The organism is Brevibacillus sp. HB1.4B (genome assembly GCF_013284285.1).
Classification (GTDB): domain Bacteria; phylum Bacillota; class Bacilli; order Brevibacillales; family Brevibacillaceae; genus Brevibacillus; species Brevibacillus porteri.
In genome coordinates this window covers 211,394-226,371 of the sequence record NZ_JABSUT010000004.1, presented here as the reverse complement: position 1 = coordinate 226,371, position 14,978 = coordinate 211,394, and the positions used below count along the sequence as shown (strand labels likewise).

Below are 14,978 nucleotides of genomic sequence, written 5' to 3'. Positions count from 1 at the left end.
GTCCAAATCTTTCACAGGTTTACCCTGATAATATTGGAGGCTTTTACTGCTATCATGAACAGTCAACAACATACCAACGTCAAAATCGTCACAGCCGATCCGAGCGCGATCGGTTTGTTCGGACTGGCTATCGTTACGTTCGTAGCTTCTTCGCAAAAGCTTGGGCTGACAGAAGGGCTTGGACTCGTGATCCCTTGGGCCATCTTCCTCGGTGCTTTTGCCCAACTCTACGCCTCTATCCTCGATGCGAAGCACAACAACACATTCGGGACGACCGCTTTTGGGGCGTATGCATTCTTCTGGTTCGCGACGGCAAGCAGTTGGCTTGTGAAGCTCGGTGTATTCGGTGAGACACTCGCTGCGAATGCTGACGGTGCACAGCTCGGCTTTGCCTTCGCTGGATATCTCATCTTTTCCATTCTGATGACGATTGGATCGATGGAGACTCACAAAGTATTGTTCTTAATCTTCGTCCTGATCGACGTTTTGTTCGTGGGTCTGACTTTTGATGCTTTTGGTGTTGCTTCTGGCGTATTCAAACCAATGGCTGCTTATGCTGAAATGGGAATCGCTCTTCTCTCCTTCTACGGTGCAGGGGCAGCGGTGTTGAATAATCACTTTGGTAGAGTATTCCTTCCTGTTGGTCGTCCGTTTGGGATTTTTAAAGATCGTTCTTAGTTTGGTAGCCGCTCTTCGCGTTGTTCTGCGAGGGGGCGGCTTTTTCTATTCGTTGAAAAGCCAGCGTAACATATCCGTTTCATCTACAATATAATGTGCCTAGAACAATCTAAAGAGGTGAGCCGATGGCAGTCGTAAAAGCCAGGAGCAGTGATATTGACATGTTGGCAAGGTTGCTTCGAGCCGAAGCTGTGGGTGAAGGCGAAATGGGTATGCTCCTTGTTGGAAATGTTGGCGTTAACCGAGTAAGAGCGAATTGCTCCGATTTTAAAGGAATCCGAACCATTCCCCAAATGATCAACCAGCCGCATGCGTTTGAAGCTCTGCAACATGGTATGTACTACCAAAGGTCTAGAGAGAAAGAACGCCGTCTGGCACGACGGGCTGTGAATGGGGAGCGGCATTGGCCGGGCAAATTCTCCCTCTGGTATTTTCGTCCGGGCACGGCGCAAAATCCCCTGCCTTGTCCGCCAACCTGGTATAATCAGCCGCACGTAGGACGATACAAGCTTCATTGTTTTTATGAGCCGACAGCGAAAGAATGTGAAAATGTATATAATACTTTTTAATTTTATGGGCGAAAACAGCCCAGACATTACACTGCCCCAAGCGAAAAAAGGGGCAGTTTTTTTATAAGCTCGCGCGGGAATGTGATCATGCATGATTCGCTACGTATCATACGCTAGTCACATCCATAGGTGTGGCCTGCCCAATCATTGTTTTTGGATTGAACATACACTGTTGAGAATTCATTGTAAAAGGAGAGATTTTTAATGGCATTTAGACCACCTCTAGGGCCACCTCCGGGTCAGCCGCCAGGAGCACAGCAAGTACCAGAGCCGTTAACTCCTCCCCCATCGTTCATCCCCCCACAACCCGCTCCCTTTCGAATTGATCCAAGGGCTATTGAAGGTTGTTTGTTTCGTTTTACGTATCTTTGGCTTGTAAATGGAGAGCAATTCTGGTTTTTCCCCGTTTTTGTAGGTTCTAGGTCGGTTGCAGGGTTTAGATGGACGGGGAGGTCTTGGAGACAAACTGGATTTGATTTACGGTTAATTATTGCATTTACATGCTTGTAAGCCACGGCTCCCTTCCCTTTTACACCGATTCGATACACAGGATACGTATACTTTGAATTTGGCAACACAGCCAGGGATTTATTCAACCTGTCTCGCGAATTCATGGGCTGCACGATCTTTGTCGTTAACGTGCAGCCTATTTAAACTGCCTACTCCTCAACCATAACTACTCACCCAAAGTGTCGTTCTAATCGAACGGCTATTTTTTTTGTACACCATTTGTTAAATGGCTTCCATAGCTGTAAGATATGCCCCACCATATACTTTTTCTGGTTAAATCTAAAGATTATTTCCGAAACGACCGATATAGTTAGTATTCCGGAAAATATTTACTGTGAGCATATTTATTTGACGTCATGCTCACATCTCAAAGGAGGATATCTTATGAAGAAACGAAATCATACTAGAATTTTCAAATTAATCGCGAGTTTATCTGTTATTTTCGCTACTGTAAATTATCCAGTTATCTCTTTTGCCGAAACAAGTGATTCTAGTTCAGTCAGTGAATCAAGCAACGCCGATGACATTAATACCGGTATAGCAGACTTAGACTATGATAATGACGAAATTTTAGCAGTAAGTGGTGATGAGATAGATAGCTTTGTTCCAAAAGAAGGAATCAATCCAAAAGGTAAGTTTATTGTCATCGAACGTAAAAAGAAGTCACTTGCAACTTCTCCAGTCGATATTTCCATTATTGATTCTATGACTAATCGCACTTACCCAGGAGCATTACAACTTGCCAATCAAGCTTTTACAGAAAATAAACCTAGTCTATTACTCGTACCAAGAAAACCTTTGACTATTAGTATTGATTTACCAGGTTTGAAAAAGGAAAATTCAATTACTGTGGATAATCCAACATACGGTAATGTGTCTGGAGCAGTAGATGAGCTTGTTTCTAAATGGAGCGATGAGTATTCAGAAACACATACTTTACCTGCGCGATTGCAGTATGCAGAATCAATGGTTTATAGCAAATCTCAAATCGGAAGTGCTCTAAATGTTAACGCTAAATATCTTGATTCTACATTGGGAATTGACTTTAATGCGATTTCTAGTGGAGAGAAAAAAGTGATGGTGGCGGCATATAAACAAATATTTTATACGGTAAGTGCGGAACTGCCTAACGATCCATCCGATCTTTTTGATGATAGTGTTACTTTTAAAGATTTAAAACGTAAAGGGGTAAGTGATCAATCCCCGCCTGTAATGGTATCAAATGTAGCTTATGGTAGAACCATTTATGTGAAATTAGAAACAACCTCTAAGAGCAAAGACGTAAAAGCAGCATTTAAAGCCTTGCTTCAGAATAAAGGCAGTGTAGAAACGAATGCCGAGTACAAGGATATTTATGAAGACAGTTCCTTTACAGCTGTCGTATTAGGCGGAGATTCACAAGAGCATAACAAAGTGGTTACAAAAGACTTTAGTGAGATCCGTAATATCATTAAAGATAATGCAGAATTTAGCCTAAAGAACCCAGCATACCCAATCTCATATACAAGTGTTTTCTTAAAAGATAATGCAATTGCTGCCGTTCATAACAATACTGATTATATTGAGACTACAGCTACAGAATATTCGAAAGGCAAAATATCCCTTGGTCACTATGGCTGGTATGTCGCTCAATTTGATGTTTCCTGGGATGAAGTTTCCTATGATGAAAATGGTGAAGAAATACTCACACATAAAACGTGGGAAGGAAGCAACCAAGACAGAACAGCTCCTTTCAATACAGTCATTCCTCTGCCTCCTAATGCAAAAAATATAAGGATTTTTGCGAAAGAATGTACCGGCCTTGCTTGGGAGTGGTGGAGAACCGTTATTGATGAACACAATGTTCCATTAACTAGTGAAATTAAAGTTGAAATTGGTGGAACGACATTAAATCCAACAGGTGGTATTACATTTAATTAGTTGAGAAAAGAAACGGCTGAAATCCTTTTTATCAAGGACTTCAGCCGTTTTTCTTTTTCTTATTCCTCATTCAAATGAATAGCCGTTACTGGATGCTCCTCACATTGCTTGCCCTATACCACGTGGCCTTTGATGGGGAAAGTCCTCCCTTGTCCACAAAATATTTCATTATTTCGAAACGAACAGGGAGGGTAACAGTTGCATCATTTCATTCACATGCGGTGATTCTCCAAACATGAGATGCTTGTTCCAATCTTCCGTGCCAAGTTCCCTATCACCCATTTTGATAAAACACAAACCTCTCCGATAGTAAATATCTTGTTCGTCTGCATCAGAAAACGCTAAGGCCTCTGTATAATCGGAAATGGATAATTGCCACTCCTCCTGTGCTTCATAGACCCATGCACGGTTGTAAAGGACGGTTGCATTTTTCTCTAGTGCAATAGCTTCAGTTAGATCAGCTATGGCCCTGTCATACTCCCCCATCTCATAGTACAGGACAGCCCTATTTGTCCAAGCGGCCATCATTTCCCTATCCTTGTTTAGGGCAACGGTAAACGTTTTTAGTGCTTGATCATTATTGCCATCCGACATTTCAATTAAACCTAGTGTACACAGGAGCCGCGTATGATCAGGCTCTATTTCTAAACCGAATTCAGCATCTTTTCGGGCCATTTCGAATTTCTCCACTTGATACAATAATGTAGCTCTGTTAAGTAATCCATCAAGATTTTCGGGGTCTATATCAAGCAAGTAGTCATAGTCCGCCATTGCTTTCTCCACATCTCCAAGACGATTGAAGGCAGTAGCTCGATTGAAATAAACCTCTGGAAACGGAGGACTAAGCTTTATCGCTTGGTTATAATCTTCAATGGCTTCATCCAGTCGCCCCATTCGGCTATAAAGGTTTCCACGATCAAAGTAATATTCTGGATAATTGGAATCAATCTGTATCACTTGGCTAAATGTTTCAGCTGCTTCTTCAAACCTTTTTAAAGCTACGTAAATCAGCCCTTTATTATGAAGCAACACCGAGCGATGCAGCATATGTTCATCAGGAGCAAGAGTCTGATTTAACCTTTGCCATCCTTCCGTAACCAATCGAAGCGCTTCTTCAGGATTATCCATATGTAACTCTACTAAAGCCAATCCATTTTGGTTAAATACTTGTTGAAATGCACGTTCTTTTTCATCTTCAATCAATTCTGCCAAATCAATGGCTTTTTGTATCCATTCTTTCGCCTTCTCGTGTTCTCGTTCTCGGTGATGCCTCGTATAGTACATCGAAAATCCATATGAAATTTGCATATGAACTCTAAAATCATCAGTGTTTGCGTACACTTCTCCTAAAAGCGTCGGTATATCATCAGTTTCACCCAATGCAGCCAGAGACGTAGCCATTTTCATTGTAAAATACCGGCTATTATCAAATTCGCTGCTCCAATTCGTCAGTTTCCGGCCACGTAGGCTCATATCGATAGTCGCATCGTAAAAACCCATGTTAATGCTATAACTAACTGCTTTAAACAACGCTTCGCTTGCTGATTTCTCAGAAGTACCGCGCTCCAGATGAAACGGAATGGCGCCTAAGTGCAGTGACCACTGCTCTTCTTTTATAAGAGATTCTGCCCGCTCATCGTGAAGGCTCTGACGAATTTCAATAGGAGTTGCTTCATAGGCGAGCAATTCCTGCTCACAATCTGATGTGCAGTCAGAAAATATGTATCGTTTCGTTAGCTCAAGTCGCTGTTCGTCAGATAGATTTACTATCCCCCTATCTTGTTCGATGTCAGAAAGAATAGTAGTAGGCTCCGTATACGTTTGTAACGCCTTTTTCAGGGCTTCCTTTTCCGCTATTTCACTTGAACTTACGATCACCTGAATCAGGTCAGACTTCGCACGACGCAGAAGTGTACTTATCAATTCTGCATCAAGTTGATCACAGGCCTGCACATTTTCAAAAACCAGGGTCAATTTTCCCATTCGTTCCCGATTCGCTAATGCCAATAAAAGATCGATCAAACCATTCGACATGCGAAGTGTACGCAATTTCGAATAATAACGTGTTCTTTCTTTCGGAATAGCAAGAGAGGTAAGTGTTTCTACACTAACAGGAATGACTGCTTTCAGTTCTGGTGCTATGGATAAGATCTCGGTGCAGTGTGATAAAATCAGGTCTGGCCATTTCGAATAAGCTTCTGGAATAATCTGGCGCAGAAGGTCACCAGTACCTGTATAGGGTCCTCTAAGATTGCAATGACAATTGCTGACATAACATGTGGAGTATTGCTCTTCGAAGTACTTCTTTTCTCGGTCGCTGCGTCGAGATCCAATCAGCCATTGGTGTGTAATCGATTGTTTCATTTCGACTCATCCCCTCTGTTCCATTGATAAATTCCGAATTTCCCTTTTGTTTCTACGCTCTTTTAGGTATAGATAAAATACAATTCCATACTGGACTCCCGTTATAGACAAGAAAACAACGGAATCCCAGAATTTCATATCTTCTCCTGTAAATATGGAGAGAAAAATATTCGTTAAAAGTTGAATAGCGACCGGAATCATATAGAGCATCATTCCTGTCATCATCATCCAGCCAGTTGCGTAAAAAAAGCTGTACCATCTCGCTACCTGATGATCCCGTTCCGTATACTTGGACATATCGACCATCTTGTTCTTTTTTCCAATTAGTCCATACCATATATTTTTCAAATAGGAACGTGTAGCCTCCTGAAGATTTACACACCCCAACATCGTAATCATTAAATAATAGATATCTGTTTGAAGATGAAAATAAAATTGCCAGAAGAAACGCAACAGCGTTGTAAATGCTAGTCCCATACAATATGCAGCTATGATTGTCTTCTCACCTGTATTTATCCAAATTGCACCAGCAACGATCACCAATAAGGAATACCACAAAATATCACCGAACATTCCAACTAAAAATGGAAGAACACGCTTTCGTTTTGGAAATCCCCAAATACCTGGCATGGAAGAAGTGAAGACCAAAAAGTACATTCTTCTGCCTATACTTAGTTCTGACGGGATACCCAGTCTTCGTCCGGCAAGCATGTGCATCCATTCATGAAACAAGATCCCTGGAATCTGACCGATCGTCATGCCAAGAAAAACCACCATGGCGTATTCGGAAAATAAGATGCTTAATCGACCCGGACGAATCTGTGGATATTGGTATAACAACCACAAGGCACAGGTTATGATGGCAACATAAATCAGCCAACCAAGTGGAGAAAAAGCTAGCTTACCCAACCATTGCCCCGATACTTTCTGCGCTTTCGTTTCCTTTTCCTCAACATCACAAATAAATGTCAGGTCACGTAATGTCTGCAAAAAATCATCCATGTCCACTTCATCGTGATAGGTATCTTGATACCAGGAATGCGCTTCGGCAACCCCCATGCCCTCTTGCAGTTTTCGTACAAGTGCTGCTCCATCCTCAGGAAAAACAGCAAACGTATCCGTCCCAAACCGCCCAATCAGGACTCCTTGCTTATCCTCCAGAAATGTTAACGGGTGTAATTGGATCACGCGATTTTCGTTCATGACTTTCCTCCCGGATGTTGTCATGCTATCTTCATAATTGAAAAAGAGGGGCAAATGCCCCACTTTTCCATGTTACTGACAAATCTTTATGCCTGCTCACATGTGCAGTCGTACATTGTGTTAGCTACTGAAGTCAATTTTACAGGCTCGGTTTTTTGCACAGTAATTTTTTTCATAATAATGCCTCCGATAAATTGTTATTTATACCATATTCGCGAATGTATGGTATATACTGGTAATGATATCTTGTAATTTTCTGACTGTCAATAATCTTTTGATTTTTTTGAAAATAAAATATATTTGGAAAAATAGAAGAAAACGAAGGCAGGTAAATTAGGATTAAAAATTATGGTAACTGGGGATGTTTAACCTTTGTTACGAGGCGAGCGTAGGGGAATTAGAGAAGTATTCTATTTTGTTTTCATCAATAATTTGATCTCTTTTTTTGGTATCAATATTACTTAAACATTGAAAGATCCTTTTTTCAAATTCTTAACTGTGGGCATACTTATCTCAGAAAACTGCTTGTGTGTTAAGTACTGCCCACCTTCAGTGTTACGATGGTAGCTTTCATCTGCCACCAATTTTTCTATTTTTGCGATTCCATTTATTTTAATGCTTTTCCAATCTCCCACATTACCCCACCCTTTATATCTTAAGAGTCTTATCGCTTCCATTATGAATCGAAATAACCCTTCCACATTTAGGAAGGGTCTAGACACCAATGCTTCTTGCTTTAATTTTTCCGTACTAACAGTGTACAGCACTCCACATGTGACGAGTAGACAGTAGGGGTGGTAGCCCCGCAGCGTGAATACAGTGTTATGCCCTGTTACTGTCTTTGAAGCATCACCTAAAAACCTTAGATCAAGATTCCAACTCTATTTTTTACTTTGGTATAAAAACTCAACTTCACCATCTAGCAAATATCGATATTCAAATAATTGCATTGTTCTTTCCCTAATTCTCTCCCGTATAACCGTGCCTAGGCTTACCGATCCTTGTGATCCAAGGTAACCATTATTAATAAATGTCTTCTCTACAAATTTTGTTTCTCTTAAGTGATACTGTAACCATACTTTCTGCGATTCAATTAGTGCTTCTCTTGGTTCTCTATCCAACTTAGAAAGAAGCTTTTTATATATTTGATTCAACTCTTTATCCCAAATCTCTGTATATTTGCTTTCCAAAGCCCCCCATCCCAATGTTGTAATAATCTCTTTGGAATTTTGAAATTCATTAAATTCCACTTCATAATCATGATCTATAGGATTTCGAAGCATTTCATCATAAAATTCTCCAGTCAAATCATAGTTCCCAATGTTCATGGATAACACTTTATTGTTAGAAGGATCTGATCGACCTTCAGTTATTTCTTTCGATTCTGTTCCATTACCTGTACTCCCTACATCAGGAGGCAGTTCAGAATTCATTATTGATTTAGTTTCGCTGTTCAAAGTAGTCGATTGACTAATATTTTGACAAGATGAAAACATTATCGTAATAAAAAATAATAAGAGTATCTTGCCTTTCATAAATTATCTCCTTAACTATTATCTTTACTATTTACCGGTAATGGCGCATATCCTAGATTAGCTCTCGACAGATGCATCCTTTTCGTCTCAGTAGGTATTGTTGATATTTGTGCCGAGAAGATGAATAAAAGCACCTTGGCAATAGTTGTCAAAGTGCTTTTGTTACACAAGAACAAAGCATCCGATTTTACCACCCTGGGTCAGTGCCATAGGAAACTACTTGAGAATGGTTTGGAATGTTTTGTACCTCATTTGCTTGAATAGTTAGAGGCACAGCAACTAAGAACACCGTCATAAATATATGCAAGAGAAGCCTGTTCATAACTTTCCCCTTTGGATTTCGTTTATTAATGTCCGGGATTATCTGAATATAACTTTATAGTTTTTATTGGAGAAACGTTAGTTCCTTGTTCAATTTCATTCCTAACATTAGGAGTAGTTACTGTCAAGACAGAAAACGATATTATAACAGAACACGTTACAATATTCATTACTAACTTTTTCATCATTCATCCCTCGCTTCGCTTTCCTTATATACTTCATTATATACCTCTTTCAGATTTCCTATAAGTTCCAATTTCATCATTTTCTCATGTGTGTAATGATGAGAATGTATATCATTGTAACATTGCAAAATACTTTTATAATCATTTATCTTAGCGTAATGTAATATACTATTTAGATAAGCCTCCATTCCTTCATCAAAACACCCCCTCTTAACCAAAAATTTGCCTTTGTATTTGTAATACCTTCCTAGTTCGGAATATTGATATGGATCGGTGTACTGAAGTAATATTTTACTCTCTTCTGACCCCAGAATACTGCTAATTGAATCAAGATCATTGACTTTAAATAAAGCTTCCAAAAGCATATTTACTCGATGTAAACGATTACTATCAGTTACTTCTTCTACACACTGATACAACATAGGAATAGCAACGCTATATTTCCCTGTCCGAGATAGAATAATGGCGCGGTAAAACTTCAACCGTTTAATAATCTGCGTGTACTTCAATTCTTCATAAATATTCAGGTGTTCTTCCAAGTTACTATATTTTCCTAAGAATAGGTATGAGTTGCATATAGCTAAAGCAACCTGTTCTTTTAACGTATTACTTGTCTTATCTTCGAGATGACCTGTTTTCCCCAGTTCAATACATTTGTTATAGTCCTCAATGTTATGAGCATGAAGCGCCATTCTATAATAAAATGTAATCTTTTCATCATGGGATAGGAAGTCAACATAGTGTAAAATTTCCTCCCCATTGCAAAAGGTTTCCTTTAGTTTTTTGAGATCATTTCGTTCAATTAGATATTTCTTAAATAAAGCTTTTGCAATGTATTTCGGCTCTCCGCACTGTCGTGCATAATTTGCGATGACCTTAAAGAGAGCTAAGCGTATTTCGTTATTTATTACTATTACAACAGTCGAATCAGAGAAGTTATACAGTCGCTCCAATGCCTTCTCAATCTTTTCATTAGGGGATTGAAGAAATTTCAATGAAACTCTTTCGACTAGTGAAGTATGATCACATTGAATAACTTCTTGAAGAATTTCAAATAACGTTTCACTCCTAGTCTCTTCCTCAAGGTATCCTTCAATAATTTCTTCATACGGGTATGGAAATAAAGCGGCTATGGACTTCACTGTTTTAAATTCAGGGCGTTTTGTCTCTCCACTCTCAATCTTCTGTAGTACGCCTCTACTTACACCAGTTCTATCTTCTAACTCAGCAAAAGACAAGCCTTCATTTCTTCGGCTCTCAGACAACATATCCCCAATTGTTTTCTTTTGCACTATATTCCTCCCACAACAAAAACTTCCATTTTTTTACAATGCAATCGAGTAGGATTATAGCAAGTCGATGTTTGTGAATCAACAAAAACACACAGACATATTTCGACTGCGATTTGCGGAAATTATCGAATGATGTCAAATGTATCAAGGTAATTTTTTCCATAGTTTTTGTGATATACGTGCTAGAGTGAGAATAAGGGGGTGAGACTATGGGGGACAGATAACGATGGTTGAATGGCCAGAAGTAGGCAACGAAGACCTTACACAAATCATCAAGAATCTACAATATCAGCTTAAAGAAGTCTTCAAACAACAGGGTAAACTGACAGACTCCGATATGTTGAAGATAAGTCAAGAACTAGACAAGTACATCTTAGAGTGTCAACGAAGAAATCTTACTTATCAGAAAGGAGGAAAATTTCAAAAGTGAATGGACTTGTTTTGAGAAGGCAAATCAACAAGAAAGGACGTTCCCCCTTTGCTTCCCGGCAACAGGAACGCCCTTAATAGGAGCCGCTTGAAACTCCTATATTTAACTCTATCATGAGATATTCAGATTAGAAAGCAGGAGATTCTTACGAAATAGACCTAAAAACATAGCGGAGCATTTGCTCGTTCTGGTAATTCAATCAAAAATGATGAAGAAAGAATGTGAGCAAGTGTAGTAAGGGAAAAATCTAGTGTCATCCCCCTTAGAACAGGTAGATTCATAGAATAAAAACATGTAAAAGAACGCACCAAATTAAATGTTAGGAGGATTATTAAGTGAAAAAATATTTACTCTCTTTACTCGCTTTCGCTTTGCTCATAATAAGTCCATCTGGTTCGTATGCGGAAGATTCTAAGAACAGCATTCAAGAAAAAATAGAAAGAGGTGAATTAAAAGAACTTACTTCTACGATAATTGAACTTACTTACGATTCTGATAGTGGAGAAATTCTGAATACAGAGGAAATTACCTCCATACACTTAGCAGCCATTGAAGAACTTGAGAAGGAAACTGGCGAAAGCCTTGAAAAGAACTTTGAGTTACCTGAACAAGAGATTCAAGAGTTATCGATTGAAGAAAACACATACGAGGAAGTAACTCTTCCTTCATCACAAAGAGGTTCAGGTGTCAGACTTAAAGGGGGTCTGGTAATTGATGAAACAAACAAAGAAATCCTTTCGTATGTTACAATCGATGAAATTCGTCGGGCCAGGCCGACAATAATTACTGGGAAACTAACATTGCAGTATTCAACTAATCGCAACAAATCATATAGAGATGAAGATATTTTAAACTATACGTTTACTGGGACAGAATTAAGAGAAAAAGAAACAAAATTAAGTGATCCAGTCAGTATTTCAGATACTAATTTTTGGCGTGTTATTAATACCTCAGTAGCGACATGGAGTGATGGGTATAGCGATGCAGACCATAAAGTAGGAAAAGAATTTTTGCTTAACAAAAAGGGTATCGAATACCCTAAGTATAGAGATGAGCATAGTAGAATAAAAATGCTTGAGCCTGATGAAGCCGATCTCGCTTGGGTTCCTAATAATCAAAGAGAACCTAGAGAATCTGGCATGAGAGGCTTATATATTGATTGGTATGAGAATAAATATGGCACCCCCGATTTCATTTGGGATGACGTAGATATTCATCACATTATTCCCCTTGCATATGGTGGGGATAACAGCTATGATAATTTAATTCCGTTACCAAAAGACTTCCACCGAAAAGAGGTTACTCCTTGGTGGGCTAGTTATGGCAAATATGTACCTTCTGGTGATGACTATTAAAGAATAGTAGGTGATTCTCCTTGAAGAACAATTTATCTGAATTGGTATTGGAAGGGTTAAAAAAAAGACTCGATAATAGTAATCGATTATTAGTGCAAAATAGGAATGGAAAAGTTGATACAGCCCAGTTTACATTTAACCCTCCTGCTAATGAGGAAGAAATTGAGGAGTTTTTAAGGAGCACTCACTGGCACTTACCAACTGACTATAAGAATTTTCTCCTAATCCATAATGGAGCATGGCTATTCAAGAGTGTAAGATATGGTGGAGGATATGAGATACTGAGTCTAGATGAAATTAAGGACAATCATCTCGACTATATGCCTGTGAATTGGTACCCTATCTCGATTAACAATGGTGACTACATTTTTATTGACTCTAATCGAGTTGCGTCCGGTCAAAACAACTATTTAGTGTGTTTTAATCATGATGATGTTTCAACCTCAGAAGGTTATTACTTAAATATGACTTTTGAAACTTGGTTAGAAAGATTAATAATTGCACAAGGAACAGAGTTTTGGACTTGGTAAGTGGAAATAAAGAAGGGGCTGTTTCAAAAGTCGATTTTTTCGACTGAGAGACACCCCATTTTTAATATCGAAACTCTTGATACATCAACGTTTCAGAGGGACTTCTCTAGTTGTCTAGTTGTAAGGAAGATGTGGAAGCACTCATTCAAGCTTACTCTAAACAGATCTGCCCCCTACTTTCACATAGAGTCAGTGCCGACGGGAAAGCAAATTTTATAGAAGTTACCTCGGATACAGAAAATTGTTATATGTGCTCTTTTAAAGGGTTGGATGTCTTTAATATCAAGGTAGAAAAATTGGTCGAAGAGATTGATAAAATATCTCCATATGACCGAGAGCTTTGGGAGGACGAAAACGCTATTCACTCGAATTCAAACATTAACTGGTTCAAGGAGCCAAAGGAGCAGGGAATGCATCTCAGGTTGCCCGTCGCAATGGTATCGATGTGAAAATGCTCTATCGAAAACTATGGATCAAATGATATGAGTAATTTGATTCCGCTTCTCAGATATCCGAACAGCAACTCTAACATCCTACATCATGATGATGTCACTAACTGGCGGAGAAGTTATCGGAAAAATTAAAAAAGAACAGACTGTCATCTAGGTGGCAGTCCATACTTTTATTGAAAGGGTGTGTAGACATGAGTAATTCGTTTGACGGCAGTATCCGTATGATCCGAGGAAGTCGAACAGAGCGGGATGGGAACTTGAATATTATAAATGAAAAACATGACTCCATTTTTTACAAAGCAATCGATCCTAATGCCAGTATAGAGGCGTATCTGAAATCGTTTGATCTTCCTGAAGACTATGTAAAATTTTTGCATGAGTTCGATAGTGCCGTCTTATTTCGAACTTTGAGACAGGGCGGTGGTTGCAGTATATTGAGCCCCCAACTCGTCATTCAGTATTGGAAAGGATACAGCATAGATCACCCTTACTATCCTATCGCATGGAGCAGTCACTCTTTAGGCTGTATATGCGTAGATCAAGACCGACTAGACAGCGGAAACGGTTACCTCACATGGATTGAATCAATGGACCCCGACAACCCGATTGACATTGACCTGACATTTACAGAATGGCTGGATAAGCTCATTGAGCATGAGGGGAAGGAATTCTGGATTCCGTTCTATGAGGAGGAAGAGTAAGAAAAAAGGACGCCTTTTATAGTGCGTCTTCAGGATGAATCGACTAATGCATGACTGGCAAAAAGCTGGGATTAAGTTCTCAGCTTTTTTCTGTAAGTTGGGGGTAATCCCGGCGCCGCTTTTGGTCTTGTACGGGAATTTACTTAAACTGCTCATCGTTAGAAGCAGAAAATGATTCCATCCCTGCAGGTATATGTTTTGAATTTAAAATTGCTTCAAAAATCGCTTTTCTCTCTTCTTTCAAATCTACATAAGTAGAGCTAATAAATATCTGATAATGTTTGTCCAAATTGATATCAACTCCATAGATCGTAATGTAACAAAAGAAGTCCCAATCACTTCTCCGAAATACCCAGCAACTCGTTAAAGTTATCAATTATACTGCTTCTTAGACTTGATGCACTCAATGATTCAATTAATTGCAATGCAATGTTTCCTGAAAATTGCGGAGGTACGACTTTTTCAAGAAACTCTCTACTTCTTCTTTCATACATAAACTCTTCATTTATTAACCTAATTAGAGCGATATTATGTATCTTTGCATATTCAATCGCTCCTAATTGAAAAGAACTGGAAGACACTAGTATTCCTTTTTGAGCACCTAGAGAATCAACTTTATCTCGAAGTAGCTGAACATAGTCTCTCTTAATTGGATACCTATGGTGTTTGCATTCTACAAGCACTAAAAAGTTAACACCAAGCTCTTGAAAACGAATACTAAGATCAATGTTATATTCCCCATCTACACCTTTCAAATTTTCTCTATGTAATATTTCAACATGAGGATATAGTTTGTTGAATTTATTCATTACTAACAATTCGAACTGTTCCGGTGAAATTTCAGCCTTAGGGTAAAGCTTTTCAGGTGGGAAACTTTGCATACGTTTATCCTTTCATTACGCATGATGAACTTCATTTATCTTTAGGCTCAAA

Annotated in this window: 15 protein-coding genes; 8 read left to right on the top strand and 7 right to left on the bottom strand. The window is 39.0% G+C overall.

The genetic code is table 11. From position 1 onward, the window contains the following. Positions 1–54: 54 nt before the first annotated feature. The 4 genes from HP398_RS11680 to HP398_RS11670 all read left to right on the top strand — a co-directional run bounded on the left by HP398_RS11680 (position 55) and on the right by HP398_RS11670 (position 3,677). Entirely contained in the window at positions 55–678 is a 624-nt protein-coding gene (locus tag HP398_RS11680) for an acetate uptake transporter (RefSeq protein ID WP_017249857.1), read from the top strand. Between the two features lie 125 nt (positions 679–803). Then, positions 804–1,247 carry a cell wall hydrolase gene (locus HP398_RS11675; RefSeq protein ID WP_106834954.1) on the top strand — a complete coding sequence of 148 codons (444 nt, stop codon included), beginning with the start codon at positions 804–806 and terminating at the stop codon, positions 1,245–1,247. A gap of 204 nt (positions 1,248–1,451) precedes the next feature. Continuing rightward, entirely contained in the window at positions 1,452–1,757 is a 306-nt protein-coding gene (locus HP398_RS30920) for a transporter (protein ID WP_254476049.1), read from the top strand. Positions 1,758–2,141: 384 nt separating this feature from the next. Beyond that, entirely contained in the window at positions 2,142–3,677 is a 1,536-nt protein-coding gene (locus HP398_RS11670) for a thiol-activated cytolysin family protein (RefSeq protein ID WP_173622643.1), read from the top strand. A gap of 168 nt (positions 3,678–3,845) precedes the next feature. Here HP398_RS11670 and HP398_RS11665 read toward each other — a convergent pair whose 3' ends face one another. The 5 genes from HP398_RS11665 to HP398_RS11645 all read right to left on the bottom strand — a co-directional run bounded on the left by HP398_RS11665 (position 3,846) and on the right by HP398_RS11645 (position 10,577). Further along, a complete protein-coding gene (locus HP398_RS11665; RefSeq protein ID WP_173622642.1) occupies positions 3,846–6,041 on the bottom strand; it encodes a tetratricopeptide repeat protein in 2,196 nt (731 codons plus the stop codon). A 6-nt stretch (positions 6,042–6,047) separates the two neighbouring features. After that, positions 6,048–7,244, bottom strand: a complete 1,197-nt coding sequence (locus HP398_RS11660; protein ID WP_173622641.1) for a hypothetical protein — start codon at positions 7,242–7,244, stop codon at positions 6,048–6,050. A gap of 461 nt (positions 7,245–7,705) precedes the next feature. Then, positions 7,706–7,879: a hypothetical protein gene (locus tag HP398_RS11655; protein WP_173622640.1), complete on the bottom strand. Its 174-nt coding sequence runs from the start codon at positions 7,877–7,879 to the stop codon at positions 7,706–7,708. Positions 7,880–8,125: 246 nt separating this feature from the next. Further along, positions 8,126–8,779, bottom strand: a complete 654-nt coding sequence (locus tag HP398_RS11650) for a lysozyme inhibitor LprI family protein (RefSeq protein ID WP_173622639.1) — start codon at positions 8,777–8,779, stop codon at positions 8,126–8,128. Between the two features lie 505 nt (positions 8,780–9,284). Continuing rightward, positions 9,285–10,577 (bottom strand): helix-turn-helix domain-containing protein, encoded by a 1,293-nt coding sequence (locus tag HP398_RS11645; RefSeq protein ID WP_371736735.1) that lies wholly within the window; start codon positions 10,575–10,577, stop codon positions 9,285–9,287. 226 nt (positions 10,578–10,803) lie between these two features. Here HP398_RS11645 and HP398_RS11640 point away from each other — a divergent pair, with 226 nt between their 5' ends. The 4 genes from HP398_RS11640 (at position 10,804) to HP398_RS11625 (ending at position 14,045) form a co-directional block, all read left to right on the top strand. Further along, a complete protein-coding gene (locus HP398_RS11640; RefSeq protein ID WP_173622638.1) occupies positions 10,804–11,007 on the top strand; it encodes an aspartyl-phosphate phosphatase Spo0E family protein in 204 nt (67 codons plus the stop codon). 335 nt (positions 11,008–11,342) lie between these two features. Continuing rightward, entirely contained in the window at positions 11,343–12,362 is a 1,020-nt protein-coding gene (locus tag HP398_RS11635) for an HNH endonuclease signature motif containing protein (protein ID WP_173622637.1), read from the top strand. A 20-nt stretch (positions 12,363–12,382) separates the two neighbouring features. Continuing rightward, positions 12,383–12,892 (top strand): SMI1/KNR4 family protein, encoded by a 510-nt coding sequence (locus HP398_RS11630; protein WP_173622636.1) that lies wholly within the window; start codon positions 12,383–12,385, stop codon positions 12,890–12,892. Between the two features lie 643 nt (positions 12,893–13,535). Further along, a complete protein-coding gene (locus tag HP398_RS11625; protein WP_173622635.1) occupies positions 13,536–14,045 on the top strand; it encodes an SMI1/KNR4 family protein in 510 nt (169 codons plus the stop codon). 139 nt (positions 14,046–14,184) lie between these two features. On the opposite strand, the gene HP398_RS11620 is transcribed toward HP398_RS11625, so the two are convergent. Next, positions 14,185–14,334 (bottom strand): DUF4062 domain-containing protein, encoded by a 150-nt coding sequence (locus tag HP398_RS11620; RefSeq protein ID WP_173622634.1) that lies wholly within the window; start codon positions 14,332–14,334, stop codon positions 14,185–14,187. Positions 14,335–14,380: 46 nt separating this feature from the next. Further along, positions 14,381–14,926, bottom strand: a complete 546-nt coding sequence (locus tag HP398_RS11615; protein ID WP_173622633.1) for a restriction endonuclease — start codon at positions 14,924–14,926, stop codon at positions 14,381–14,383. Between the last annotated feature and the right edge of the window lie 52 nt (positions 14,927–14,978).

Coding starts and splice junctions, on each gene's coding strand:
- HP398_RS11680 (WP_017249857.1), top strand. CDS start 55: ATGAACAGTCAACAACATACCAACGTCAAAATCGTCACAGCCGATCCG.
- HP398_RS11675 (WP_106834954.1), top strand. CDS start 804: ATGGCAGTCGTAAAAGCCAGGAGCAGTGATATTGACATGTTGGCAAGG.
- HP398_RS30920 (WP_254476049.1), top strand. CDS start 1,452: ATGGCATTTAGACCACCTCTAGGGCCACCTCCGGGTCAGCCGCCAGGA.
- HP398_RS11670 (WP_173622643.1), top strand. CDS start 2,142: ATGAAGAAACGAAATCATACTAGAATTTTCAAATTAATCGCGAGTTTA.
- HP398_RS11665 (WP_173622642.1), bottom strand. CDS start 6,041: ATGAAACAATCGATTACACACCAATGGCTGATTGGATCTCGACGCAGC.
- HP398_RS11660 (WP_173622641.1), bottom strand. CDS start 7,244: ATGAACGAAAATCGCGTGATCCAATTACACCCGTTAACATTTCTGGAG.
- HP398_RS11650 (WP_173622639.1), bottom strand. CDS start 8,779: ATGAAAGGCAAGATACTCTTATTATTTTTTATTACGATAATGTTTTCA.
- HP398_RS11640 (WP_173622638.1), top strand. CDS start 10,804: ATGGTTGAATGGCCAGAAGTAGGCAACGAAGACCTTACACAAATCATC.
- HP398_RS11625 (WP_173622635.1), top strand. CDS start 13,536: ATGAGTAATTCGTTTGACGGCAGTATCCGTATGATCCGAGGAAGTCGA.
- HP398_RS11615 (WP_173622633.1), bottom strand. CDS start 14,926: ATGCAAAGTTTCCCACCTGAAAAGCTTTACCCTAAGGCTGAAATTTCA.